Here is a 24,748-nt window from a genome sequence, read left to right as displayed (position 1 = left end):
CGTCCCTGGGGCTTGCTTGAGCCGGTTGCTCGGAAACGGGCACGGCCGGTTCTGAGGGGGCCGGGGCACAGCAATGTGTCCCGGCTACCCGACCGATGCCCATCGACCTGCCCGCCCCGCGCAAGGGGCGCCAGGAGCTCGGACATCCGGATCGACCCGGGCGTCCGACGGGCTGGTTGTGCCGGTGCCGGTGCCGGAATCGGCGTCGGAATCGGTGCAGGTCAGGCGCCCTTTGCGGCCTGGATGCCCGAGGGTTCCCGGATCCCGGGCGGTTCGCCTCGCTGCTCGTACGTCCACACTGCCAGCTGCGTGCGCGAGGCGAACCCCAGCTTGCCCAGGATGCGTTCGACGTGGTTCTCCGCGGTGCGCTGCGCGATCGTGAGGCGCTCCGCGATGTCCTTGTTGGTGAGGCCTTCGGCCACCAGTTCCGCGACCTGGCTCTCGCGCTTCGTCAGTCCCGGCACCCCGGCCGCGTCGTCCAGGACGTAGGCCAGTGCCTCGTCCACGGTGGTGCGCGCTCCGCGGCGGAACTCGCGGTCGAAGGCGGTGGCGCCCAGCGCCTCCCGTACCTCGGCTTCCAGGCGCAGGTGCTGCGTGCGCATGAACGGCGCCGCGCCGAGCCGCCCACCCAGCGACTCCCACAACAGGTGCAGCACGCCCAGGAGCCGGGCCGCGCGCCGCGGGGCGTCGCGGGTGCTCCAGGCGATGACCTCCACGCACATGGCCACGTCCCACCAGTCCTGGAAGGGGCGAAGCCGGGCGATGGCCGCCCTGGCGTGCGCGGTCGCGTCGGCGGGCGCGTCCGCGCGCAGGGCCAGCAGTGCGCGGGCGAGCAGGGCCATGCCGTGCAGCCAGGACTCGCCGTGTGCGCGGGCGGCCGCCTCGACCTCGCCGCACGCCTCGGCGGCCGCGGCGGCCTCGCCCCCGTAGGCGTGCGCGATGGCGAACTTGACCCGGCATTCGAGGGCCGCGTCGAGGCAGCCCAGCGTGCGGAACTCGGTGCGCGCCCGCGCGAACAGCTCGGCGGCGTTCGCGAAGTCCTCGCGCCAGACAGCGAGGATCCCGTGGTGGTGCCGCACCCACGCCGACTCCGGCCGGTGGCCTCCCTGCCCGGCCGCCGCCTCGCAGGCGGCGAGTGCGTGCTGTACGTCGGCCTCCGGGTCGCCCTGCAGGATGCGCAGGTACGTGTCGGTGACCCGGGCCTGTAGGCGGACGGAGGCGTCCGGGCGGGCCGGGTCGCCACCGTCGTCCTGCGCGTGGTCGGCGGAGAGCAGCTGTGACAGCCAGTGGCGCCCCTCGGACAGCAGGCCCGCGGTCATCCAGTAGTGCCGGGGCGTCACGGCCAGGGCCAGACCGGCCCGCGCCTGCCCGGGCCGCTCCAGGCAGAATTCCAGGGCCGCGCGCAGGTTCGGGTGGTCCAGGCGCAGGCGGGTGAACCAGTCGACCTGGCGGGGCCCGAACCACTCCTGGCCGGCTCGTGCGGTCAGTTCGGCGTACCGGTCCCGGTGGCGAGCGCGCAGCATGTCGGGCGAGCCGGACGCGGCCAGCCGCTCGTGCCCGTACTCCCGTACCGTCTCCAGCAGGTGGTAGCGCGAACGCCCCTGCGCTTGGCGGCAGTTGACGATCGACTGGGCCACCAGGCCGTCGAGGGCGTCGAGCAGGGCTGCGGGTGGCAGTTCGGCGTCCACGCAGACCCGTTCGAGGCTCTCCAGGTCGAAGCCGCCGCGGAACACGGAGGCCCGCGCCCACAGCAGCCGCTCGGGCCCGGTGCACAGGTCGTGGCTCCAGTCGATCAACGCGCGCAGGGTGCGTTGCCGGTCGGCGGCGGCGCTGCTTCCCCGGGTCAGCAGCGCGAACCGGTTCGTGAGCCGCTCCAGGATCTCCTGCGGCGTCAGGCTCCGGACGCGGCCCGCGGCCAGCTCAATGGCGAACGGCAGCCCGTCCAGGCGGCGGACGAGCTCGGCGACGTCGGCGGCGTCGGACGTGGTCAGGGCGAAGCCGGGAAGCACGGCGGCGGCCCGGTCGACGAACAGCGCGACGGCCGGATTGCCGCTCAGGACCCGCAGGTCGTGACCCGCGTCGGCGTCCGGCACCGGCAACGGCTCCACGGGGAAGACCTGTTCGCCCGCGATGCCGAGCGGCTGCCGGCTCGTCGCCAGGACGCGCAGTCCGGGCGCGGCCCGCAGCAGCGCGTCGGTGAGGCGCGCGCACACGTCGATCAGGTGCTCGCAGTTGTCCAGGACCAGCAGGGCGCGCCGCTCGCGCAGCCGGGCGGCGAGGACGGCCGCCGCATCGGCGCCGGGGCGCCCCGGGTCCGCCACGTCGAGGGTGCCGAGGACGCTCGGTGCGAGCAGCTCGGGGTCCCGCAGATCGGCGAGCTCGGCGACGTACACGCCGTCGGGGAAGGCGGAGCGCGCCGCCTCCGCCGCCACGCGCAGCGCGAGCCGGGTCTTGCCCACGCCTCCGGTTCCACTGAGCGTGACCAGACGCGCGCCGGAGAGCAGCCGGGCGATCCGGGCCGTCTCCGCCCGCCGTCCGATCAGCGGCGTCAGTTCACCGCCGAGGCCGGCGATCGTCCTCGTGGCTGCCCCCGTTCCCATGGGTGGCCATCTTACGGACGCGCGCCGACGCTGCCGGAGCGCGGACGCGCGGGAATTGAGTAGTTCTCCCGTTGTCCCCGGAGTGAGTCCGCCCGAGACTCGACGACGCGATATCGGACGACGATGCGAGGTGTGTGGTGTCGGCAGGCACGGCGGCAGGCCAGGAGCGGACCGAGCGGCTGGGGCAGCGGGTGTGGACCTACCAGGGAGCCTACGCACGCAGGCCGCTGAGCGCGCTGGTCGTGCTCCTCATCGTGTTCGGCGTGATGTGCTCCCTCGTCAGTGACCACTACGACGAGGAGTCCTCGTTCCGCCTCGCGTTCTGGGCGGTGCCCGGGGCGGCCGTGCTGTGCCTCGCCCTGGGCGTGCGGCACTCCCGCATCCGGATCCGGGAGTACGAGCACGGCTTCGAGCTGCGCCGGCCGGGGCGCCGCACGCTGCGGTACGGGTGGCAGGAGATCGCCTCCGTCGAGTCGACCCGGGTGTCCGTCCACATCAACATGGCGCACTCGCACGACGTGCTCAAGACCGTGATCCGCCCCTGCACGGGCGGCCGGATCCGTCTCAGGGGCCTGGACTACATCAAGGTCCGCGAGGAGTGCGGCTTCTGGGGAATGATCTCGAAGGCGTCCCCCGACACCGGCGCTCGCTTCGTCACGGTCGCGACGCGAGCCGTCGGCGAGGCCCGTGCGCAACGCCTCCTGGACGAACTCGGCGCGGGCGGCGCGTTCCGCTGGGGCGCGTTGACCTTCACCGCTGAAGGAATGACGCTCGCCCCCTTCCCCGCGCCGGTCGCCTGGTCCCGGATCACCCTCGTCTCCGCGGGCCCGGACGACGGCGTCCGGCTCGACGTCCAGGGACTGGCCGCGCACGTCGGCAGCCTGGCCCTGTCGGGGCGCGCGACGAAGGCGGGCTACCGCACCGAACGGGACCGGCTGGAGGTGTTCGTGCCCGTCCGCCGCCCCGGATCGGACTACGCGGCGCTGAGCATCCTGCTCACCTACGGCCCCGCCCTGCAGAGCGGGCGGGACGACGGCCGCGAGTGAGACGACGGACGCGAGCGCCCCGGCTCTGCCCCAGGCCCTGACCGAACCACCCGCCCCCGACACACTCGTGGTCGACTGCGTCCGAAGGATCCTCCGCTGGGGGCGAGGCACAATCCCGGGGAGCCGCAGCGGGGGGAGCTTGTTTGGACGTGTTCGCGTGTTCCGGGTGCTGCACCGACCTGACGGCACCGGTGTCCCAGGTCGCACTTCCCGTCCACATCCACCACGGTGCCTGGGAGGAGCTTCGCCCTCCGCTGACGGAGTCGGGGACGTACGCCGTCGACCCCCGGCCCACCGGACCGCCCTGGCGGTTGTGGGAGGAAGCCGGGGAGGAAGCGGCTGCCCGGCAGTGGAACGCGCGGATTCTCCGGCGTCCTGCGGGCAGGTGGACGGGGGCTTGGTCCGGCTCGCCTCTGCCGTTCGGGTAGGGCATGCCGAGGTTCTTGCCGGCCTCGGCCGAGTCCATGAGGACCGTCGGTCCGTCGGTCTCCCAGAGGCCGCACTCCTCCCACGGCGTCGCCGGGTCGTTCAGCGCGGTCTCGGCGGCGAGCAGCTCGGCGTCGGAGTCGGCAGCGAGCCAGCGCATGAAGGCCCTCTGCTCGGGCAGGTAGCAGGTGGTGGTGGGCTCGTCGCCCAGCACCAGCGCGGAGACGTCGCCGTGGCCACGCAGGCCGATCACCTCGGCCAGGTCCTCGACCTCGCAGGCCCGGTCGTAGTCGTCGGGCTGGTCACTGCCGCCGGTGATCATGCCGTCCTCGGTGCAGCCACCCCAGTGCCGCAGTGCGGACACCGGGACGACGATCAGCGGACCACCCCATGGATTCGACCCAGGTAAGATCGAGGGTCATCCGGACGGCATGTGGATCAGTACTCATGCGCGCAGTGTGCCGCTGATCAGTGACAAGCAGGGAACCCGGGTGGACCTGCATAACTACACCGCCCGCCATCACTGATTCCACGAAGCAGTGGCCGACTGGGAGCTGATTCTCTGCGGCAGGTCGGTGTTTCGCGACGAGGCGAGGTGAAATCAGCGCAGCTCAACGGCAGTGCTGAGGACGCTATCGGGTGCAACAGGTGTTGCGCCATCACTCGCTGGAGTAATGCCGTCGGCCGAGCTCAGCGTCGGATCGCGAGACACTTCTATGGCTTGTCAGGCGGCGGTCAGTCCTCGTCTCGCGGCAGTGGTGTCGGGGAACTGGTGGACGGTGGTGTCCAGTTCCAGCCGAACTTGTCCACTGTGTTGAGGATCCACTGTCGTCCGCGTTCGTCGGCGATGGCCCAGGCGTATGCGAATCGGCGCTCGGATTGTGCTCGGCTCCACCATGGTTTGCGGGGTTCGGGAAGGAACGGGATGTTGTCGCAGAGGTCGGCGAGCCAGCGGATGCAGGCGACGTAGTCGTCGTCGGGCCAGTTTTGGATCGGCTTCCGTCTGCCGGACATGGCGCGGATTTCCAGCAGCGCATACCACCGGAGCTGCGCGCCGACTTCCCAGTCCTCCAGAGTGCGTTTGCGCCGCTGCATTGCTGCTTCCGTCTCCATGGTGGGCCCGTGTTCGTCCGCGATGTTGAACACGCTGGTACAGCGCGGGCATTCAGCCTTGCCGAAGAGATGGGCGATTCCGTTGGCGAGTGCCTCTTGCCCGTCGCGGACGGCGGCCTCGTGCATCCATCGGCCGGTCGCAGAGAGCCCCGATGAGGACCACGCCCGGCTGCTCGACAGCGGGGACGACGGCGACGGGAACACACCCGGGTGAGCTCCCGGGCCCATACGCCGGGCCGGGTTCATGGCGCGGCCGGCCGTCACACGCGGCGCGGCGGCCAGACCACAAGCGTCCCTGGATCGCTTACGAGTCGGAACTGGTCAATGCCCTGTTGACCTGTGCCCAGCTGGGCAGAAATCCCTTGGAAGCCTCTCCCCCGGGAACCCTACGATGTGATCATGACTTCAGGGGTGGGTACGGGTGTTGTGCGGACGGTATCGGGGGTCGCCGTCGCGGTTCTGCTGGCAGGAGCATCGACGGGGTGCGGAGACGGCTCGCCGTCGCCAGGGGCTGCTCCTGTGGTGACCGGCAGTTCCGCAAGCGCGACCCCGGGATCCCTGCGGCTGACCGCTCCGCAGTCCCTCCCCGGCGGCTACCGGTCCGAGAGCCCCGCCCAGGTGCGCACCGACTACCCGGCGGGCCCACAACCGGCGGGCTACGAAAGCTTCGACGGCAGCCTGGTGGCCAGGTACACCGCCAACTCCGGTGGGGCCCTGGTCATCGGCGGCGCCTGGGGCACCATTATCGATCCCGGTGCGGTGACGACGTCCACGATCACCGCGATCCAGTCCCCGCGGGGCCGCTGGACCGTGCAGCCGACCGACGTCGACGCTCGGGACCCGCATGACCCGCAGGGCCGACTCACGTGCGGAGTCTGGACCGAGGCACTGCTCGTCGACGCCATGTGCCTCTGGGCCGACCACAACACCGCCGGCTCGGTGAGCTTCCCGGCCTGGGCCGAGGGAAGCGCGGCCACCCTCGACCTGGCCGCCGCCGCCGACCGGACCCGCCGCATCCGCGACGCGATGACGGTCCCCAAGTAGCCCCGGATCACCCGCACACGGACGCGCAGCCGGGGAACGACGGCACCGCCTGGTGGAGACAGTGGCAGAACCGGACCAGCAGGCTCGATCGCTTCAAGCCCTACGTCGACCGGCGCATGGCCGAGGGCTGCACGAACCTGGCCCCGCTCCACCATGAACTGCAGGAACGCGGGGCACGCTGTAGTTACAGCACCCTGCGCGACTACGTCCGGCCGCTACGGCCCGAGCGTTCGGCCGCGGCCAACCACGTCCGCACCTTCGCGACCATCATGGCCAACCGCGAAAAGGACCATCCGACCCGCTGGATCGCCGACAGTGGCGGTGCGTCACCCCGCGCACGGAAGCACGACCGACTTCACGAAATCCGTGTCCGAGCCGTCAAGCCGTCATATGGGCACCCACGTCTTCGGTGAGAGTCGACCCCATGGTCGGGCCATTCGTGACGCGGATGAACTCGACCGTGGTCGAGGTTTTCCGGTGAGATTGGGGGTCTGGCCCAGGTTGTGTGACCGGTGACTCTCGGTGACACATTCTGGGCGTTGACGAGGTCCGGAGATCGTCTGAAACTGGTCGGCCGGGTTGCCTGGGCGGCTGACATTCGGCAGCTGTGTCGCAATCGTGTTCGTGGCTCGGTGAGTTGCTGTTCCCGTCGCTGCCGCAGGTGGAGGTCGTCGGTGTCGAAGCGTCCGGTCCGGCGGTGCGGATCGAGGCCCGTGTGGCCGTCCTGGGTGCGGCCTGCCCGGGCTGCGGGGTGTGGTCGGAGCGAGTACACGGCTCCTATCTGCGCTATCCGTCGGACCTGCCCAGCTGCGGGCGGCCCGTGACCGTCGCCTTGCGGGTGCGCCGGTTCGCTTGCCGGAGCCCAGGGTGCCGGCGGCGGACGTTCGTCGAGCAGGTCGAGGGGCTGACGCGCCGGCACGGGCAGGTCACCGAGCGGCAGCGTGCGTCGGTGTCCGGGCTGGGTCTGGCGCTGGCCGGGCGGGCCGGTGCGCGGATGGCCGCACTGCTGGGCATCCGGGCCAGTCGCAGCACGCTGCTGCGGCGAGTGATGGAGCTTCCCGACCCCGCCGTCGGTGCCCCGGTGGCGGTCGGGGTTGACGATTTCGCGCTCCGCAAGGGTCATACGTACGGGACGGTGATCACGAACGCGGTCACCCACGAGGTTCTGGACGTGCTGCCCGAGCGCGACGCGGGCACGCTCGCTCCGTGGCTCTCCAGGCACCCGCAGATCGAGGTGATCGCTCGGGATCGCGCCAGCGCCTACGCGGAGGCGGCGGACCGGGCGGCGCCGCAGGCCCAGCAGGTGGCTGACCGGTACCACTTGTGGGCGAACCTGGTCCGTGCGGTGGAGCGCGTTGTCACTGACCACCGTGCCTGCCTGCGCGCTCCCGAGCCGGAGCCCGAACCTCAGTGGGAGATTCCTTTGCCCGCCGAGGCCGGCGAACCGGAGGACCCGGCCGGGCGCGTGGCCGAACGGCGGCGCACCAACCACGCCGTCGCTCACGAGCTTCTGGGCGGGGGCATGAGCCAGCGCGCTGTCGCGAAGCACCTGGGCTGGAGTCGCAACACCGTGCGCCGCTACGCGGGGGCCGAGCGGTGGCAGGATCTGATGAAGGGCCCGCAGGCGCCGCGCACCGTCAAACTCGGCCCCTACAAGCCCTACATGCTGCGGCGCTGGGAAGAGACCGGCGGCCAGATCAGCGGCATGGCACTGCTCGGCGAGATCACAGCCCGCGGCTACCGGGGCGGATACACTCAGCTCGCCGCATGGAAGCAGCGAGAACTGCTCCCGGACGGCCCACCGCCACCGCGGCCGCCTACGGTACGCGAGGCCACCGACTGGCTCACCCGCCACCCCGACGGCCTCACCGCGGACGACGCCCTTCGACGCAAGGCCCTCCTCTCCCACTGCCCCGAACTGGACACCACCGCTCACCTGGTCACCACGTTCGCCCAGATGCTCACCCTGCTCGACGGGGACTGTCTGCCCGAGTGGATCGCCGAGGCCAAAGCCGCCGGCCTGCCCGGGATCAGCACCTTCGCGAACGGTCTGAACAGCGACTACGCCGCCGTCCACGCCGGACTGACCACCCACTGGAACTCCGGCCACGTCGAGGGCGCCGTGAACAGGATCAAGATGCTGAAACGACAAATGTTCGGACGTGCCAGCTTCCCGCTCCTACGCAAGCGAGTCCTTCTCGCCTGACACTCCGTCACCACACAGACGTGGGTGGTGCGGCTTTGCTGCCGCCCTGCCCCTTCCGGGAGGTGTTTCTGAGAGGCGGAGCCCCGGAGGACCAGGCGTCGGTTCCGATGCCGAGGCCGACTTCGAGGGCTATTCGATCGTGAACCGGTAGACCTTCGAATCCCGGGCTTGGAAACCAGCACGCTCATAGAGACGATTCGCAGCCTCGCGGGATGGGCGGGACGTCAGGTCGACCGTTCGAGCGCCTGCGTCCTTCGCCAGTCGGAGTGCCTCATTGGTCAAGGCCCCGCCGACTCCATGGCCACGCGCGGCGGCATCGACAACGACATCCTCGATACGCGCCCGCAGGCCCGATGGCAGCGGGGACAGGACCAACGTCAGCGCGCCTACAATCGCTCCGTTGAGCCGGGCGATCAGCAGCGTGTTCGAGTCGCACGCCACCATCCGGGTGACCGCGTCCCGGTCCAGCGGATTGGCCGTCGTCGACAACTGCGGCAGGAGGCTGGCGAATGCGTCCACCAACTCGTGGTTCGTCTCGCGAACGACCTCAACGTCAAGGCTCATGCACCGGGACACTACCTCGAAGTTCAGTGGCCTCAACGGTGGTCGGTTTCGGCGATCCGCCGACTGGTTCGGTTCCGGTCTCGATCAGCGTGAAGCCGAGTGTCAAGCAAACGGCGGTAGCTTCGCAGAGCCGAGGTGATCACGGCTCCAGGACCATCACAGGCTGTGACGGATCACAGAACTTGGGCCAGACCCGAGATTGGGAGCCACTGATCGAGTGGCCTTCCCGACCGGAGCGGAGTATTCAGGTGCTGAAGCCCCAGGGATGTCGTTGGCTTGTGGCTGCGGGCCCGCGGGTCGCCTCCCTGACAAGGCGCGGCCGGGGCCCGCTCCTTCGAATATCAGCGCGATGCCTCACCGGCGGCTGCGACGCGGTTGAGCTCGGCACCGGGATACGGCGTCTGCTTGCTCTCCGACAGCAGCCGGCGGTGAAAGCCGTCCAGGACGACGCTGGCCCTGGAATGCCGCTCGACGATCACAGCGATCTCCGGTGGAACAGCTTCGGGCCTCCGACCTGCGATCCACTCCTGAAGGAACGCGTCTGCTTCCATGTCGCCCCGGACGCGGTCGACGAGGTGGTGGTGGATCAGATGGCTCGCGGTGTAGTGACGGTCGTACACGAGATGGTCCGCGAGGAACTGCTCCTCAGCCGCTGAGAGCTCGAAACCTGAGCTCAAGGCCAGCCCGAAGTCCGCGAAGTAGATCAGCCGACCGTCGGTCAGGATGTTGCGGAAGTGGGCATCGAAGTGCACGAGCCCGCGAGAGCTCATGAACGCCGCTCCTCGTGCCAAGGAATCCTCGACCCACAAGTAGGGAGAGCCGGCACCAGTCGGTGCCGCAATCTCCCGGTGCTCGTGCAGCCACGTACCTAGTGTCTGCGGTACGTGCTCAAGGAAGAGCACCAGGCTGCAGGAGGACCGGCCGATGGCCTCCAGCCGCTCGCGTACGGCCTGAGAGCCCTCCCAGTGGGCGACCGCTCCGTCGATGCCCCCGAACTCGTCCACGAAGCCCTCGGGAGGGGAGTCGGGCAGGACGCGCCAGTGGTACGTCAGGGGAAAGCCCTCGTACTCCCTCCCCAGGACCCAGTTGGTGGTCATGATGTGGACGGCCAGCTCTCGCCAGGCACCGAACCCGGCCGAGCCCACTCCGTACTGGTAGAACAGAGGCAGACCGAAGAGGTTCGCCGTGGACCTGACGTTCTCCGGCCGGCTCTCGATGTCCGTCAACGGCACCCTCTTGACGAAGACCCGCGTCCCGTCGATGTCCAGCTCGGCCGACCTGCCGCCGATGCCGGATCCGACCGGAGGAGCGGACGCCACGATCTCGCCGAGACGCCGGTCGCTCAGCAGGGACAGACGGGTGGCGACGGTTCCGTAGGCGGCCAGACGTGCGTTGTGCTGAGATTCGTGACGCATCGACGGCTCCTCGGTGCCCCCGGACCAGGGCGTTGGTGATCGCCCAAATGGTAGTCAACTCCCGCTACCAAGGTCGGCCTCGGAGCGCCAACCGCCGAGTATTTGATCCGCCGTTGACGGGCCCGAGGCCGGGGAATGCCCTCACGACGTGCGGCGCCGATCGGTTGGCCTGCTGGGACAGCTCATTTCGGTGCTGCGAAGCGTCCTTCCTGGGTGGCCTGGTAGCGGTAGGTAGTCGGTGCCGGTCAGGTCGGCCGAGCCGGCGTGGCAGGCCAGGCCGATGACCCGTCGGATCGCGGCGGCGCTCGGTGGGACGTGCACGCCCGGTGTGCCCACGACGCAGGTGCCGAGGCGGGCCAGGGCGTGTTGCGGAGCGTTCGTGAAACCACTGACCGATCGCCGCATACGAGCGCGCGCCGGCGACGACCACCGAGGCGGCGACCGATCAGCACCACCACGAACGGGTGGCGCACCCCCTCGGCGGCGACGCGGATCGGGCAGCCGCCGCAACCGCTCCACCAGCGGCGATCCCACAACGCCGTCCAGACCAGGCGACTTGGTCGGGCAGACGGTGACAGGCCGGCGGCACGTCGAAGCTCCGGTGGTACGAGGCGACTTGGGAAGGTCACCCCGTTCAACCGGAGCTTCGTGCGTACGTGACGGGCCGATCCGGACCGGACCCACGCCGCTGTGACCAGCAGACTCATGTGCTGACGGGGACTTTGAGACAGCCCTGGGACACCGGACGACAGTCAGCCGTTGCACCCGAGACCGGCGTTGAGCAGGCCGATCATCACCATCGCTCAGGCCCTGCGCACCCGGGCCGGCCCCCTGCCGAGGGACGGCACCGGTTGGCGCGGTCGGCCCCTGCGTGCCCGGGCCGGACGATGGTGAGGCCGTCCGCCCGGCGCGAGCGGCGGTCGGCCCGGCGTGGATGCCACGAGCGTGGTCGAATTCCACCTGGCCCGCGGGCGGACGGGGTTGGCGGAGTTCACCGCTGTGGTGGGCGACCATGTCGTCCTTGGCCGAACGGAGATCCGTTGAGCCGTGTGCGGTGAACCGGCCGGGCTGCACTCCGACGCCCCGCCGCAGGGGTGAACCTGCGCCGGAGCGGTTGCTGCGGCGAGGCCCAGGCGTGAGCGCCTATCCCGGGCGTCGCTGGAGACACGGTAATCACCATACGTCCCAGGCGAATTCAGGTCTGAGCTGGCCATGACAGGCCGTTCGCGCCATTCCAGGTCGGGCACCGGCCTCCCCGCCTGGACTTCTGACCGCTCTCCGTCCGGCTGCCTATGCTGCGAGACGTGAGGTGTGAGGTGTGACACCTCACATCCCCTCGGCAATCGCCGAGGGCAGCAGACCCAGGAGGAACCCATGAAACGTCTCGCCCCCGCGTTGGCCGGCGCCGCTGCCCTGCTGGCCCTGACGGGCAGCCCGAGTGCCCTCGCCGCCCAGCCCGTGACGGAGCCGACCGGCCCGGTCTGCGGCTCGCCGGGCGCGCCCGGCTACCTGTCGCTGCAGGCCTGCGTCAGGGTCTCCGGCAACCAGGTGTACCTGAGCGGGCTCGCCACCCCGACCAGCCCGGCGACCTGGCAGACCCAGCAGATCGGCTTCACGCTGTCGGGCATCGGGATCGGCGCCCCGAACGTCAGCAACCTCAGCACGACCGTCCTGGTGACGGCGAACGAAACCAGCGTCGGCACCCTCACCGCCACCGTGCCCTGCGGCACCCACGTGACGGCCGCGTTCAGCGTGAACCAGCCGGGCTGGGCCCCCTCGACCTCGACCGTCTCGATCACCGTGGCCTGCTGACCCCGCCCAGCCCGCTCGCCCCGGGCGGAAGCGGTACCCCCTCTCGGCCCTGGCCACCCGAGAACGGCGCGGAAGTGCTTCGGGCGATTGACACGTCCGTTCGCCGGGCCACTGGCAGGACCTGAGGTGGAAGGTCAGTGCCACGGTGCGCCCTTCCGTCGCCGTCGGCGGGGAGGGTTCTTCGTCTGCGGCTTCCCTGGCGGCGGTGGCGCGGCGCAGCGCGCCGAGGCTCTGCGGGAGGCGGATCGGCCATTGGCCGCGCCAACGGGGTGCGGCCTGCTCGGGCGGCTCGTTGCCCGCGGGGAGCCGGTCGGCATCTGCGGTCCGGGTCCGGGGTTCGAGGAAGAGGCCGAGGAGTTCGGCGGGCACGGGCTGTTGGCCGGGCCAGGGCCGGGACGGGGCCTGCGCCCCGCCGCGCGTGCGGTCGCCTCCGGCGGACCTGTCGGCCGTCCGGTCGGCGCCGGTCCCCGGGGCCCGGCTGGACTACGCGGATGCCCTCGGTCCTTCGCTTCCCGACCCCGTACTGAACGGCCTGGTCACCGTCGCCGGGGAACTGCTCGCCAACGCCGTCCTGCACGCCGTCCTGCACGCCGGCCCCGACCGGCGCCCGATCCGACTGTGGCTCTCCCCGGCCGGGAACCAGTTGCGCATCGGGGTCGACGACCAGGCCGCCGACGGCCTGGGGCTGCTGATGGTGGCCGCCCTCGCCGACCGGTGGGGCGTCGCCCCGACCGGTACCGCGAAGCACGTGCGGACCGAGGTCGTCCTACCGGTCCCCGCGATCCGACCGTGGTCGCCGGGAAGGGCGGCCTCCTTCGCCCACGTGCCCGTGGCCTGGCAGTGCAGCAGCACGGTGACGGTGCCCGGTGCATGGAGGGCAGCACCACGTTCGGCGCGTTGGACGGCCCGGTGCCCGTGCGCTGCCGGAGCGGCACCGTCAGGTCTGCCCGCCGGGGACGGTGGCGAGGCGGCCGAGCATCGCGATGACGGTGATCCGCGTCCTGCTGTCGTTCGTCGCCGAGCAGTGGGCGTCGACGCCTCGCTCGTCGGGTGCCTGGTCCGGATCGGCCAGGCCCAGCCGGACCAGGTCGACGGTGTACTCGTGGCAGCGGGAGTAGTCCGCTGCGGCGCCCACCGCTTCGACGTGGTCGATGCGGCCGGGATCCGCGGCGCGCAGCAGTGCCGGGGTGGGCGGCGGGCCGAGCACCTCCGCGATCCATCCCGCGACGGCCTCCCGGGAACAGCCCCGCTCCAGCTTCGAGGTCGTCGCGGCGGTGAGCGCCAGGTGGATGAGGAGCGTCCCGAACCAGGCGGTGACCTCGGCGGGGGGCGTGTCCGTGCCTGTCGGCGGCATCACGGCCCGGTACAGCGCGGCCTGGTCGTCGGCGTGCACGGCGGCGACGACCGCCTTCACCGCGCTTCCGAGCGCAGCCTGATCGATGGCCATGTCGGCGCTCCTTCCCACAGTCGGCGGCCGCCAACGTACCGCTCCGGCACCGTGCACGGCCGGTGAAAGAGCAGATCTGCCCCGCTACGCGCGGCACCAGGTTGACCGGCCTGACGTCCATCCAGGCCCCGGTACGCAGCTGCCTCCCGCTCCCCTCTCCGCAACCTTACCCAGGGCTCCTGGTTCAGGCGGGGAGGTGCGCGCTACGGTGCCGATTCCGTTGTGGTTCGTCATCTCTGGAAACACCGCCACCAACCAGGCATCGCGCCGGCTCTTCCCCGGCCGACGGGCCGGCCGGCCCGTCCTGGTCGCAGCCGCCCGCGGCGGCGCCTTCCGGCAACAACTCCTCGAATTGCCCGCCCCCGTCGTCGCGGACGCCCTCGGCTGCCACGACACGACCACCAGCCGCCTCCTCAGAGAGACCGGCGGGATCCGGAGCCGATGCGCCACAGGCGACCACCTGCGGTCACCATTCGGCTGGACTCCCCGTCGACTCACCGACGGTTGAAGCTCAGATCAGGTCCCGGACCGGCTGCGGGTAGCCGATCTCGGCGATGTCCTCGGCCAGGTCTACGAGGGTGACCTCCGGGTTCAGCGATGACACGAGCTGCTGGCTCAGCGGTCGCAAGGCGTAGACGTCGCGCACCGCTTCCAGGTCCACGGGAACCTCGTAGTAGTCCTCGGCGAAGCGCCGGAACGCTTCCGGCGAACGGTCGACCAGGAGCTCGAACAGGCCCGTCGCCCCGTCGGGGTCGGAACACCCTGCGGGGAAGTCGATCACGCCGTGCCGCCACCGATCGTCCGTAGCCTCCCGCCACAGGCAGGCCGTCACGACGGGTACGTCGTCCTCGTCGGTGAACGCCGGCTCCTCGACGAAGGGCCTGAAGACCTCCGGAACCCCGTCGATCACTCCCGGCCAGGGCTCGCCGTCGTTGCCGTACGGGCTCATCGGTGCTTCGTGATCGAAGCCACGGACGTAGGCCCCGGCCGCCGAGAACACGATGGAGTACTCGTCCCCCGACCCGTTGCGCATCGACGCCATCTCCTCGCCGTCGGCCCAGCCGGCGTTGAAGGAGTAGTACCGGTCTTCCCAGTCCGGGCTCAAGATCGCATCGAGCATCGCCAGTGAGCGGCACAGGTTCCGCAGGTCGGCGATGGAAGGGAGCCGGCGGGCTACGTCATGAACAGTCACGTGCTCATCCAACCGGATGCCCCTGACACCCAGGATCTCTCCCCCAAGCCTGTCACGCTCAGGAGCAGTGCCGGAGCCCGGTGGGTCAACTCGCGACGGTTGAAAAAGCGGGCCCACCAGTACCGAGGCCGCTGTCGTACGCGCCGGATCACCGTCCGGTGGTGGGGCTGGCCCGGCACGGCCTCCCGGCGCCACCGCTGCGCGGACGACTGCTGGACGACGATCCCTCCACGCTGAGCTGCAAGGTGCTGGGCCGCCGGATCAGGCCGTGGGGACGGCCAGGGTGGACCGCTCGGCCGGGAGTCCGTACCGGGTCGTCCACCTGCCCGCCCGTCCTGCCGGGCTGTCCGCCCGCCCGTTCGGTCGGTCGGGCCCGGACTCGACGCCCCGGTCCGTGTGTGGCCGCCCGGGCCGGTTCACCGGGAGTTTTTCTTTGCAGATAGCGGACGGGCCGTCACCGGTGCTGCGGTGACGGCCCGTCGAGGGTGATGCTCATACGGCCGGGCCGACCAGACCTGTCAGGGCCCGGTGTGCGCGTCGGGTGGTGCGATCGGCGCGGCTCTTGAGCCGGAGCGCGCGCGTGAGGCGGTACTTCTCGGCCTCCCGCAGACGCTCGTCGATCGTCGCCCGCGCCACCTCGATGTGGTAGATCATGGTGCTCCCCCTGCCCGGGGTGATTCGTCGGCATCATCGTCATGCCGGCCCTTCGAACCACCCTCTGTGCTTCAGAGCCTACACCCAAATGCGAGGCAAGGCCTTGCATTTAACGTTCCGTTCAAGAAATCGCCTACTGATCGAAGGCTTTGATGCCGATCAGCTCCCAGGTTCCGCATGGCGGTGATTCGGTTCCCGAATCCCTGCCCGGGCCTCGCGAGAGCGGCACCAACCCCGGCCGGCCGGTCGAACGCGTCGTCGCGGCCGGCCCGGTCGAGCGCCGCGCCGACGCCGAGGACCGCCGCTGCCTCCAGCTCAGCCTCATCCCCGAGGGCGAGCGCCTGGCCATCGCGGTCGCCGGGACCGAGGAGTTCCTCCACACCTCGACGGACGCCGCCTGCGAGGGCCTGGACACCGACGCGATGCTCCGGTTCCTGCACAACTTCATCGACCCCCTCCCCTCGGGCCAGGCCCTCAACAAACGCCTCGGCCTCGACTGACACCACGACCCCGACCAACGCCACGGCCCACGCGGAACCGCGCGCGGCCGGCCGACCCCGCGCCGGGGAAGCAGGGCAGTGAAGATCCGGGCTTTCTGTCGGCCGAAGCCCGGCAGCTCGCCGATCCGGCGGGCGAGGTCGGCGCCGCTGGTGGCGTCCTCTCCCAGGGCGGTGGCCCGGCCGTCGTGGCGGGCGACGAGGAACGCGCACGGCTCCTGGACTCACCCGGCCATCAGGGCCGGGTGGTCGTGGACGGCGGGCCGGGCCGCCGGCAGCGAGGCGAAGTCCGGCGGGCTGTACTGAGCGATCAGGTGGGCGTCCAGGTCCTGCGTCCCCATCCGCCGGGTGATGGCGGCCGGACCGGCGAAGGCCCACTCGGCCGCGACCTGCCGGTCAGCAGCGAGCCCACCAGCAAGGCCGGCGGGCTGCGGGCAAGCAGGGCGTCGGCCTCCGGCTGCTGGGCGATGCGCACCGCGGTCTCCGCCGGCACCGGCCTCCTCACGAACGGATGGGCTGGTCGGATGGCCCGCCCAGTCTGGGCACGCGGGTCTTGGGGCGGCGGCGACACGCCCCGGGGGCCGGCCGGGCGGGCACCCGACCGGCCCCCGGTCCCGGGGGCCGCCCCGGCCCCGAGGCGGTGTCGTCGGGGTGACGGATCGGACGGCCGCTCGTTGGACCGGGTACCTGCCGGTCGCAGCAGGAGGCGGTGCCCGGACTACCACCCCCGGCCCGGGCACCGCCGCACCCGGCCGGGCCGGTCGTTCCGCCGACCGTTCGAGGGCGGGGCCGGTTCGCCGGGCGCCCGCGGTCTGCGGGCCGGCGGTGGCGGGAGCGCAGAATTCCCTTCCGCGCTTGAACAGTGGATGCGCGAGCGCGCCCGGACCCAGCCCCGGACGAGCTCTCCCACATGACCGCGGGAGTGCCCTCCTCGAAGTCCCTCGGCGTCGTGATCAACATCCAACGGGAGGGCGACCGCCTCCCGACCCGGCCGGTGTTCTACCCCGCCGAAACGCTCCACGGCCTCCCCCACCGGCTACCGCAGAGAGCCAGGCACATCCACGACTGACGACTGGCCGGGGCCGGCTCGCCGGCCTCAGGTTCCCCGGCTGCGCGCCGCGTACGAAGCCGACCACCTCGACGGGTACGGCGATCCCGAGATCGCCGACCACCTGGACCGGGCCCTGTCAATCGCCGAACGCGCCCCCGGCGCCGGCCGTCGTGGTGGGGGCTCGGACGGTGGGCAGGCGGCCGGGGGCGTGCTGTGGTACCGGCCCGCTCGCACGTCACTCCCAGTAGCGGTTTACTGAGAGTGAGCAGAGCAGGAGGGAGGCCCTCCGATGGAATGTCCACACCCACCCGGGTTCCACATCGAGGTCCGTGAACGCTACGTCGCCGCCGGATCGGAGGTGACACGACTGGTGCGGGCCGTCCCGGAGGACGGGTGGACGGCGGCCACCCCCTGCCGTGACTGGGACGTCCGCACGCTGGTGAACCACCTGGCCGCGCAGCACCTCTGGGTCTGCCAGGCGGTGGCCGGCTACACGCCGGCCGAGATCGAGCGGCGCTTCCAGGACGACGTCCTGGGGCTCAACCCCGTCGGCGTCTGGGAGCTGGCCGTGAACACCGCGGTACGCGCGCTCTACCAGCCGGGCGCACCGGACCTCCTGGTGCACCTGCCGTACGGCCTGCGCGACGTCGGCGGCTACGCCCGCGAGCTGACCGCCGAGACCGTCGTGCACGGCTGGGACCTGGCCCGGGCGCTGGGTGAGACCGGCCGGATGCCCCGGGGAGCGGCGCAGTACGCGCTCGCCGAGTTCAGCGGCTACCGCCACCTGGCCGGCACCGGCCTGTTCGACCCGCCGCTCAACGCCCTGCCGGGCGCCGACGACCAGGAACGGCTGCTGGCGCTCACCGGCCGCAACCCGCACTGGTCCACCGAGCGCCTCTGACGCACCCCTCAGGCCGCCCCGGCGGCCCGCCGGTCTTCCGCGAGCTGACCTCGCGGTTGTGCCAGGACCAGTGACGGGCGCCGTCGGGGCGGGCGAGGGCGGCTGGCACGGGCGGCTCGTGCGGCGTCGGCGGTCGCGCCCACGACGAGCCGCAGCCGTCGGACCCGACCGCCGTCGAACCCCGAGGCGGAACAGCCGCTACCCGTACACCGGGGCGGCTGTTTCCTCCCGACAGGCCGGCACGACGACGGTCTCCAGCGCTGCCCGCCAGCGCTTCTCTTCGAGGAGACGGCCGACGTCTGCTTTGAGGACCCGGCGGGCACGCTGGCCAGGGCCCGGCCCGAACCGCTGGGCCACCGGCGGTTCGGCGCCGATGGGTGGTACACCGTGGAGAGGGGCCCCGGTGCCCGCCCCCACCGCCGCCCAAGCCGAAGCTGCCCACCGGGCGATGGCGGCCGCCATCCGGCGCGGCGGCGCGACCACCGCCGCCGGCCTCGGCCGCTGAACACAGCCCCGTCCCGCGCGGGCCGCCGCCCGGCTGGAGGGCGTAGCACCGACGCCGCACCACACCCCGCCGTCCGAGGCCCGCCCCGTGCAGTCCGCCGGCGGGCCCCGTTCGGTGAAGCGGGCCCGGGATCAGGCGAAGGTGTTGGTGGACCAGATGGCGTTGCCGATGCCTTCGCCGCCGTCGGCCTTGTAGATGACGAGGTTGCCGTCGTCCTGGAGCTTCAGGAAGGCGCCCGCCGACCAGAAGGTGCCGGAGGCCCAGAGGCCGCGGCTGCCGTCCGCGGTGTAGACGACGGCGTTGCCGTCGGGCTGGATCCGGAGGAAGGCGTTGCTGTTGCCGGCGGTGTTGCTGTGCCACAGGACCGCGTTGTCGCTGAGGCGGTAGAGGACGAGGTCACCGTCCCACTGCATCGCCAGGCGGGTGGTCTTCGCGTAGGTCTGCTGGCCGGCCACGAGCTGGGTGCCGGGGCGGAAGGTCGTGGCGCTCCAGACGGTGTTGGCGGCCGTCTCAGCGGCGTTCTTCTTGTAGAGCGCGAAGGTGCCGTCGTCCTGGAGCTTGAGGAACGCGCCGCTCTGGCCCCAGGTGTTGGAGCCCCACAGGGCGCCGGTGCCGGCGGCCGGGTTGCCGTCGCTCTTGTAGAGGACGAAGTTGCCGTCCGTCTGCACGTACGCCCACGCCCCCTTGTTCCCGGCGGTGTTGGTGTGCCAGGTGGGCGTAGCGTCGGCGCGGCGGTAGCGCACCAGGTTGCCGTCCTGCTGCATCTCGACCACGGCGGTCTGGGACTGGAACCACTGACCGGGCTTGATCTTGGTGTCGCTGTTCAGCTTCTGGTCCAGGCGGATGGTGCCGGCGGACCACAGGACGGAGCTGCCGTCGGCCTTGACCATGGCCACGTTGCCGTCGTTCCGGAGCTTGAGGAACGCACCGCTCTGGCCCCAGGTGCCGGAGGCCCACAGGGCGCCGGTGCCGGCGGCCGGGTCGCCGTCGCTCTTGTAGACGACGAGGTTGCCGTCCGGCTGGATGTACGCCCAGGCGCCGTTGTTGCCCGAAGTCCCGCTCGACCACAGGATCCCGTTGTCGACCTGCCGGTGAGTGACGACCAGGTCGCCGTCCGGCTGCATGGTCACCTTCAGGTCCGCGCCGACGACCGACTGCCCGGAGGTCAGCTTGGTGTCCGACTTGACCGACACGCCACCGGCGGCCACGGTCGAGGAGATCCATCCGCCGAGGTCGTCGACGCGGGTGGCGGTCGCGCCGGTGCGGGTCTCGGTGGCCGGGGTGTCGAGGCAGCCGCCCTGCCAGGAGCGGGAGGCGACGGCGACGAGTTCGGCCTTGCCGCCCGTCTCGCGGATCGTGGGGGCGCCGGTGTCGCCCTTGCAGATCGCCGCGCCGCCGGTGCCGGTGATGCTGATGCCGGTCGCGCTCACGGTGCCGAGGCTGAAGGAGCCGGTGTGGGGCTTCAGCGGGGCCCACTCGTCCTTGGTGCGGCCGTATCCGGCCACCCGCAGGTTCTCTCCCGAGGTGGGGGCGGTCGTGGCGAACGCCGGCGGGGTGATGCCGTCCACGGCGGTGGCCAGACGGGCCATCACCAGGTCACGCTCCTGCCGCGGCACCAGCTCGGCCACGTCGGCGGACTTGGCGCCCACCGTGACGGTCGTCTTCCACTTCGGCGCGCCGGCCGCCAGCGTCTGCGGCTGTGCGGGGTCGTCGGAGAAGCAGGACGCGGCGGTCAGCACCCAGTAGTGGTCCACCAGCGTGCCGGTGCAGCCGCGCAGGGCGTCACCGACGACGATCCGGGCGGTGTAGGCGTACGAGCCGTCGGCGGCGGCGTCGCCGGTCACCGCGCCGGCCGGGGCGAAGGAGGTCATCGTGCCGGCGGCCGCGGCCGCGGCCGCTATCAGCACGCCCGCTCGTCGGGAGCGGAGCGAGGAGTTGTGAGGCATGAACAGGATTCCCAACGGTAGGAGATGAATTCGGGTAGCGATCGGTCCGACGTGGTCCGGCGGGTTTCCCGCCGGCGCCTTCACCGACGATCGCGAAGCGCTGCCTTGGAGCGCGGAGGGCCTGCGGGGCACGTCAGCGGTGAGGCCGACCCGGCAGTTCGGGCCCGTCGTCGCCGAGGCCGGATACGAGTGAGCCGCCCTCGACCGACGGAGGCCGCGGTCGTGCGGCCTCTGACGGGCCGCCAGGCCGTGACCCTGCACCCGCTCAGCCGCCCGGAGCGGCACGAGCGGCACGCCCCACACCCAGCTCACCGGCCTGTGCGGCCTGTGGCCCACCGGCCGAGCGGACGGCAGCCTGCCGCCGAGGAACTCGAAGCGCCGGCCCAGCCGTCCGGCATCCTGGCGGTCGGAGTCCCGTTGTGCGGCCCCGTTGGGCTTCGTGGACTCGGACGCCGTCTTCGCGGGGTCGGCGCGGGGGACGTTCGCACCGCTCGCGGTCCGCGGCGACGCGGGCCGATCGGATGGTTCCGGTCCCGCCACTCACGCGACGGGGCCGGGGACCGGGGGATCAGAGGTGCGTCAAACCGCCTGATCAGAGCCTTACTTGGAGGTGGTGATCTCCATCAGAGTGAACGGGCGCTGCTGCGGGTCGGTGAGCTCGCCGACCTTGTTCCAGGTGTTCGGCTTCAGGTCGTGGATCTTGGTCTCGGTGCCGTTCACCATGACCACGTGGACGGAGTAGTCGGAGGTGGAGACGGCGTAGGTCGACGGCAGCTCCAGGCTGAGCCGACCGGACGTGCCGGTGGTGGTGAAGCAGAAGCGGCCGCCGCCGACCTTGTCGGTCTCCGCCATGTTCCGGGCGTCGACCTCCAGCAGGCCCGGAGCGCAGGGCGCGAGGACGATGTGGCCGTCACCGCGCTTCAGCCGGATGCCACGGTCCGCGAAGATCTGGTCCGCGCCGGGGTAGGCGAAGTCCTCCACGGCCGGCGGCGGAGTGTCGTCGGCGGTCAGTGCCTTCGGAGCGGCGGCGGTGCTGCCAGGCGCGGCCGCGGTGCGGTCAGCCGCGACGGCGCCCACGACGCCGGACACCGCGACCGTGCCGGCGACAGCGCCGACGATGACCATCTTGGTGATGGAACGCATGAATAAAACCCCCTGATTAGCCGTCAATTGCTGCTGGTTCGCAGCAGACCTGCCGAGTCGGTGCACGTACCGGCAACCTGGTCGAATGGCGTTGCGGCCACCCCCAGCCACCCCCGACCCCGACCGGCACCATTGCTATCACGAGCGGGGAGACTTCCGGAAGATCGTTTCCCGCTTCGGAATCATCTGGAATTCCACCATGTTCGTATACGGCTCATATATCCGGGAAGGAGGTTGCCACGGGCAGGCGAGCCGCGGACCGGGCCGCTACCGGGTGGTCCAGATCGCCGCGGTCCCGAAGACGACAAGAGACACGAAGACCTGCGCCATCATGGCGGGAGGCCACGTGTTGTCCTCCGACTCGCCCCGCTCCTTCGCCTCCATCAGGCGCTGCGCGAACTTCCTGCGGTGGCCGACCATTCCCACCGGGAAGGCCACCACCGCGAACGAGTACATGGCGAGCACCGCGGCCGCGTCCATGTGCTTCCCGTAGTAGCTGCCGACGCCGAAGACCACCATCGCGGCCGGCGCCAGCGCCATGCTGATCCGATGCGTGCGAGTGGGCATTCCCGGTACCAGGACCGCCCAGAACACCGCGGTCGCCAGGATCGCGAGCCACCACCACGACACGGCACCAAGCCCCAACGGATACACCGCACACCCCCCTTGTTCCGGCTGTGGAGCCCGCGTCGGACGCGGGCTCCACAGCGCTGTTCCGCCACGGCCATTCGAACACGGCCGATCGCTCACAGCCTAGCGATGACCTGATCAGTCGCTCGTGAACCAGCCGACGACGGACGAGACGGCACTGTGTCCGGCCTTCACCAGCCTCTCGCCGACCTTCTCGGTCACCTTTACGCCGAACTTGGCCGCTTCCGCCGCGCCCTTCTCGATCGCGCCGACCACTCGGCCACCGATCAGGGAGAGGCCGACGGTTGCTACCGAGCCGATGAACTTGTCGCTGCTGAAGCCGTAGCCGATCCCGGTGTACAGGGCCGAAGCCACACCCGTCACCAGCGAGAACGTACCGACAGCAGCCGCGAAGGGCTGACCACCCGGAATGAGCATCAGGCCGGCCGCGACGAACCCGCTATAGGTGCTGACACTGCTCAGGAAGTCTCCGTACTCCCGGAACAGCTGCTTGTCGTCCTTCGGCGGAGAGCCCGGAGCCGGCTTGTCGGGAGCCGGAGCCGGAGTGGTCACCTTGTCGTTGGCCGGCGTGTTCACCGGGTCGACGTGGTTGGCCTCGTTGGCCTTCGCCTGGGCCGCGGCGGCGGCGGCAGCAGCGGCCTGCTCCTGCGCGCGCTTCTGGGCGGCGATGGCGTGGGCGTCGCTCGCGGCCTGCGACGCCGTGGCGGCGTCCTTGCCCGCCGCGCTCGCGCTGGCCGCGGCCTGCGCCGCCGAGGCCTTCGCACTCGCCGCCGAGTTCACGGCCTGGTTCGCGGAGGCGGTCGCCTGGGTGGCCGAGTAGTTGGCCTGCCGGTTGGCCGTCTGCGCGGTCGCCGCCGCGCTCTTGGCCTTCTGCGCCGAAGCGGCGGCGGATGCCGCGGAGGCGTCGGCGGCGGTGGACTTGGCCTTGGCGTCGTCCGCGTACCCCTTCGCCTCCAGGGCCGACTGCCCTGCCAGGTTCGCCCAGTGAGCGGCCTCGTCCGACGCGTGGCGCGCGTCCGCAGCGATCTGGTACGCCTTCTGGGCGCTCTCGCTCGCGGTGGCCGCGTCCTTCGCAGCGTTGGCGATCATGCTCAGCACGGAGGACACGTGTGCGTCGGTGTCCGCGTCCTTCTGCGCCGCCGTGTACTGGGTCTTGCGGACGAACTCGTGCTGCATCCAGGCCGGTCCGGCCAGGGCGACCGCGCCCGCGGCCTTCACGTTGGGCCCGCCGCCGTCCACGGCGACCACCACGGCCACCCGGTCGTCCTCGGCCAGGGCCTTGGCGTAGCCGTTGGACAGGAAGGCGGCCAGGACCGACACCCGGCCGTCGGCCAGTGCGGCGCCGCCGTCCCGCTGGACGGCCTTGCCGCCGTCCGAGATCAGGGAGACGGTCCGCACCCGCAGGTCCTCGGCCTGGGCCTGGAGCGCCCCACCGCTGAGGAACTTCTCGACCGCGGTCGGGTCGGTGCTCTCCAGCGTCTTCTGCGCCTCGGTCGCCAGCTTGGCGTTCGCGATGTTCGTGACGGCCAGGATCTTCTCCCGGTCGTCGAGCTGCAGGCTGCGCTGATAGTCCGACTTGGCCCAGGACACCACGGCCTCGTCGGTGCCGGAGAGCGCAGCCTGCGCCGACGCCCGGGTCCAGGAGCCGGTGGACTTCAGCAGGTTGACCGCGGCCTTGCGGCCGGCCTGGGCGGCCGTCGCAGTGGCGGTTCCGGTCGCCGCGGCCTGCTTGACCAGGTCCTTCGTCGCGGCGTCCTGCGAGGCGGCCTCGGTCTGCTGCTGGTTGAAGTCCGCCTGGGAGGCCTGATCGTCCTTCAGCAGCAGGTCGGCCTGGGTGACGCCGAGCTGCTTGTCCGACTCCAGCTGCACGGCCTCGGCGTCACGGGCCAGCTTCTCGAGCGTCTGGGCCTTCGTCACCGCCGAGGCCGCGGTCTGGGCGGCGACAGCGGCGGCGTCCGCGTGCTGCCCCGCGATCTTCGCCCAGTCCTGGGCCTGGCCCGCGGCGTCGGCCGCTGCGGCGGCCGCTGCGGCGGCCTTCTCCGCGTGGTCGGCGGTCCGGTTGGCCAGGTCCTTGGCCTCGGACGCCGCGGCGGCGGCCGAGGTGGCGAGGTTCTGGGCACGGGTCGCGGCCGCGCTGGCCGCGTTGGCCGCGTTGCGGGCGGTGGTGGCCGCGTTGCGGGCGCGGGCCGCCTGCTCGGTGGCCTGGCCCGCGGAACCGGCAGCCTGGGCGCTGGCCTCGGCGGCAGCGGCGGCGTTGTTGGCGGCGCGGGCCGCGGCGGAACCGGCCTGGCCCGCCCGGGCACTCGCGTCGGCGGCGGACGAGGCGGCCGACGCCGCGTCCCGTGCACCGGCGGCAGCATCGCGCGCCAGCACAGCGGCGTCGCTCGCCGCCTTGGCCTGGGACCGGTCGCCCGCGGCGGCGGCAGCGGCGTTGTACGCGCGGCTGGCGGCCTGGCCGGCGGCGGCGGCAGCCGAAGCGGCCGAACGCGCCGCCGTGGCAGCCGTCTTGGCTGCCGCCACCGCCGTGTTGGAGGC

General features: G+C 71.6%; 18 protein-coding genes. 6 read left to right on the top strand and 12 right to left on the bottom strand.

Features of this window, described 5'->3' with window-relative positions:
* Positions 1–221 precede the first annotated feature (221 nt).
* Positions 222–2,600 carry an ATP-binding protein gene (locus ACWGJO_RS34335; protein ID WP_452189673.1) on the bottom strand — a complete coding sequence of 793 codons (2,379 nt, stop codon included), beginning with the start codon at positions 2,598–2,600 and terminating at the stop codon, positions 222–224.
* Positions 2,601–2,737: 137 nt separating this feature from the next.
* On the opposite strand from ACWGJO_RS34335, the gene ACWGJO_RS34330 reads away from it, so the two are divergent.
* The gene (locus ACWGJO_RS34330; protein ID WP_452189672.1) at positions 2,738–3,646 is read left to right on the top strand and encodes a hypothetical protein; all 909 of its coding nucleotides are present in this window, start codon (positions 2,738–2,740) and stop codon (positions 3,644–3,646) included.
* Here ACWGJO_RS34330 and ACWGJO_RS34325 read toward each other — a convergent pair.
* On the bottom strand, positions 3,597–4,436 hold the full coding sequence (locus ACWGJO_RS34325) for an Imm21 family immunity protein (protein ID WP_452189671.1): 840 nt from the start codon (positions 4,434–4,436) through the stop codon (positions 3,597–3,599). The two genes, ACWGJO_RS34330 and ACWGJO_RS34325, sit on opposite strands and share 50 nt — an antisense overlap.
* 371 nt (positions 4,437–4,807) lie before the next feature.
* A complete protein-coding gene (locus ACWGJO_RS34320) occupies positions 4,808–5,311 on the bottom strand; it encodes a hypothetical protein (protein ID WP_452189670.1) in 504 nt (167 codons plus the stop codon).
* Between the two features lie 396 nt (positions 5,312–5,707).
* On the opposite strand from ACWGJO_RS34320, the gene ACWGJO_RS34315 reads away from it, so the two are divergent.
* Positions 5,708–6,229 carry a hypothetical protein gene (locus tag ACWGJO_RS34315; protein ID WP_452189669.1) on the top strand — a complete coding sequence of 174 codons (522 nt, stop codon included), beginning with the start codon at positions 5,708–5,710 and terminating at the stop codon, positions 6,227–6,229.
* A gap of 637 nt (positions 6,230–6,866) precedes the next feature.
* Positions 6,867–8,435 carry an ISL3 family transposase gene (locus ACWGJO_RS34310; protein ID WP_452189668.1) on the top strand — a complete coding sequence of 523 codons (1,569 nt, stop codon included), beginning with the start codon at positions 6,867–6,869 and terminating at the stop codon, positions 8,433–8,435.
* A gap of 129 nt (positions 8,436–8,564) precedes the next feature.
* On the opposite strand, the gene ACWGJO_RS34305 is transcribed toward ACWGJO_RS34310, so the two are convergent.
* Positions 8,565–8,999 (bottom strand): GNAT family N-acetyltransferase, encoded by a 435-nt coding sequence (locus tag ACWGJO_RS34305; protein ID WP_400477195.1) that lies wholly within the window; start codon positions 8,997–8,999, stop codon positions 8,565–8,567.
* A 341-nt stretch (positions 9,000–9,340) separates the two neighbouring features.
* Positions 9,341–10,414 carry a protein kinase family protein gene (locus tag ACWGJO_RS34300; protein ID WP_452189667.1) on the bottom strand — a complete coding sequence of 358 codons (1,074 nt, stop codon included), beginning with the start codon at positions 10,412–10,414 and terminating at the stop codon, positions 9,341–9,343.
* Positions 10,415–11,788: 1,374 nt separating this feature from the next.
* On the opposite strand from ACWGJO_RS34300, the gene ACWGJO_RS34295 reads away from it, so the two are divergent.
* Positions 11,789–12,226: a hypothetical protein gene (locus ACWGJO_RS34295; RefSeq protein ID WP_452189666.1), complete on the top strand. Its 438-nt coding sequence runs from the start codon at positions 11,789–11,791 to the stop codon at positions 12,224–12,226.
* 937 nt (positions 12,227–13,163) lie between these two features.
* Here the strand turns inward: ACWGJO_RS34295 and ACWGJO_RS34290 are convergent.
* From ACWGJO_RS34290 to ACWGJO_RS34280, 3 genes are all read right to left on the bottom strand, one after another.
* Positions 13,164–13,673: a hypothetical protein gene (locus tag ACWGJO_RS34290; RefSeq protein WP_452189665.1), complete on the bottom strand. Its 510-nt coding sequence runs from the start codon at positions 13,671–13,673 to the stop codon at positions 13,164–13,166.
* 511 nt (positions 13,674–14,184) lie between these two features.
* Positions 14,185–14,883, bottom strand: a complete 699-nt coding sequence (locus tag ACWGJO_RS34285; protein ID WP_452189674.1) for a hypothetical protein — start codon at positions 14,881–14,883, stop codon at positions 14,185–14,187.
* Positions 14,884–15,357: 474 nt separating this feature from the next.
* Positions 15,358–15,519, bottom strand: a complete 162-nt coding sequence (locus ACWGJO_RS34280) for a hypothetical protein (protein WP_452189664.1) — start codon at positions 15,517–15,519, stop codon at positions 15,358–15,360.
* A gap of 152 nt (positions 15,520–15,671) precedes the next feature.
* Between ACWGJO_RS34280 and ACWGJO_RS34275 the strand changes: the two genes are divergently transcribed.
* Together ACWGJO_RS34275 and ACWGJO_RS34270 are read left to right on the top strand one after the other, a co-directional pair.
* The gene (locus tag ACWGJO_RS34275; RefSeq protein ID WP_452189663.1) at positions 15,672–16,019 is read left to right on the top strand and encodes a hypothetical protein; all 348 of its coding nucleotides are present in this window, start codon (positions 15,672–15,674) and stop codon (positions 16,017–16,019) included.
* Between the two features lie 1,337 nt (positions 16,020–17,356).
* Positions 17,357–17,968: a TIGR03086 family metal-binding protein gene (locus tag ACWGJO_RS34270; protein WP_452189662.1), complete on the top strand. Its 612-nt coding sequence runs from the start codon at positions 17,357–17,359 to the stop codon at positions 17,966–17,968.
* A gap of 636 nt (positions 17,969–18,604) precedes the next feature.
* Here the strand turns inward: ACWGJO_RS34270 and ACWGJO_RS34265 are convergent.
* The 4 genes from ACWGJO_RS34265 to ACWGJO_RS34250 form a co-directional block, all read right to left on the bottom strand.
* Positions 18,605–20,419, bottom strand: a complete 1,815-nt coding sequence (locus tag ACWGJO_RS34265; protein WP_452189661.1) for a trypsin-like serine protease — start codon at positions 20,417–20,419, stop codon at positions 18,605–18,607.
* Between the two features lie 600 nt (positions 20,420–21,019).
* Positions 21,020–21,562 carry a hypothetical protein gene (locus tag ACWGJO_RS34260; RefSeq protein WP_452189660.1) on the bottom strand — a complete coding sequence of 181 codons (543 nt, stop codon included), beginning with the start codon at positions 21,560–21,562 and terminating at the stop codon, positions 21,020–21,022.
* Positions 21,563–21,829: 267 nt separating this feature from the next.
* Entirely contained in the window at positions 21,830–22,129 is a 300-nt protein-coding gene (locus ACWGJO_RS34255) for a hypothetical protein (RefSeq protein WP_452189659.1), read from the bottom strand.
* Between the two features lie 201 nt (positions 22,130–22,330).
* Positions 22,331–24,748 (bottom strand): ALF repeat-containing protein (locus ACWGJO_RS34250; RefSeq protein WP_452189658.1); only part of this gene is annotated, 2,418 nt, incomplete at its 5' end.

This window comes from Kitasatospora sp. NPDC054795 (assembly GCF_053611565.1).
This window is presented reverse-complemented; position numbering and strand designations above follow the sequence as displayed.

Bases quoted from the DNA above. Each gene is read 5' to 3' on its own strand.
- ACWGJO_RS34300 (WP_452189667.1), bottom strand. From the start codon at position 10,414: ATGCGTCACGAATCTCAGCACAACGCACGTCTGGCCGCCTACGGAACC.
- ACWGJO_RS34275 (WP_452189663.1), top strand. From the start codon at position 15,672: ATGCCGATCAGCTCCCAGGTTCCGCATGGCGGTGATTCGGTTCCCGAA.
- ACWGJO_RS34320 (WP_452189670.1), bottom strand. From the start codon at position 5,311: ATGCACGAGGCCGCCGTCCGCGACGGGCAAGAGGCACTCGCCAACGGA.
- ACWGJO_RS34255 (WP_452189659.1), bottom strand. From the start codon at position 22,129: ATGCCCACTCGCACGCATCGGATCAGCATGGCGCTGGCGCCGGCCGCG.
- ACWGJO_RS34280 (WP_452189664.1), bottom strand. From the start codon at position 15,519: ATGATCTACCACATCGAGGTGGCGCGGGCGACGATCGACGAGCGTCTG.
- ACWGJO_RS34335 (WP_452189673.1), bottom strand. From the start codon at position 2,600: ATGGGAACGGGGGCAGCCACGAGGACGATCGCCGGCCTCGGCGGTGAA.
- ACWGJO_RS34290 (WP_452189665.1), bottom strand. From the start codon at position 13,673: ATGGCCATCGATCAGGCTGCGCTCGGAAGCGCGGTGAAGGCGGTCGTC.
- ACWGJO_RS34270 (WP_452189662.1), top strand. From the start codon at position 17,357: ATGGAATGTCCACACCCACCCGGGTTCCACATCGAGGTCCGTGAACGC.
- ACWGJO_RS34295 (WP_452189666.1), top strand. From the start codon at position 11,789: ATGAAACGTCTCGCCCCCGCGTTGGCCGGCGCCGCTGCCCTGCTGGCC.
- ACWGJO_RS34265 (WP_452189661.1), bottom strand. From the start codon at position 20,419: ATGCCTCACAACTCCTCGCTCCGCTCCCGACGAGCGGGCGTGCTGATA.
- ACWGJO_RS34260 (WP_452189660.1), bottom strand. From the start codon at position 21,562: ATGCGTTCCATCACCAAGATGGTCATCGTCGGCGCTGTCGCCGGCACG.
- ACWGJO_RS34305 (WP_400477195.1), bottom strand. From the start codon at position 8,999: ATGAGCCTTGACGTTGAGGTCGTTCGCGAGACGAACCACGAGTTGGTG.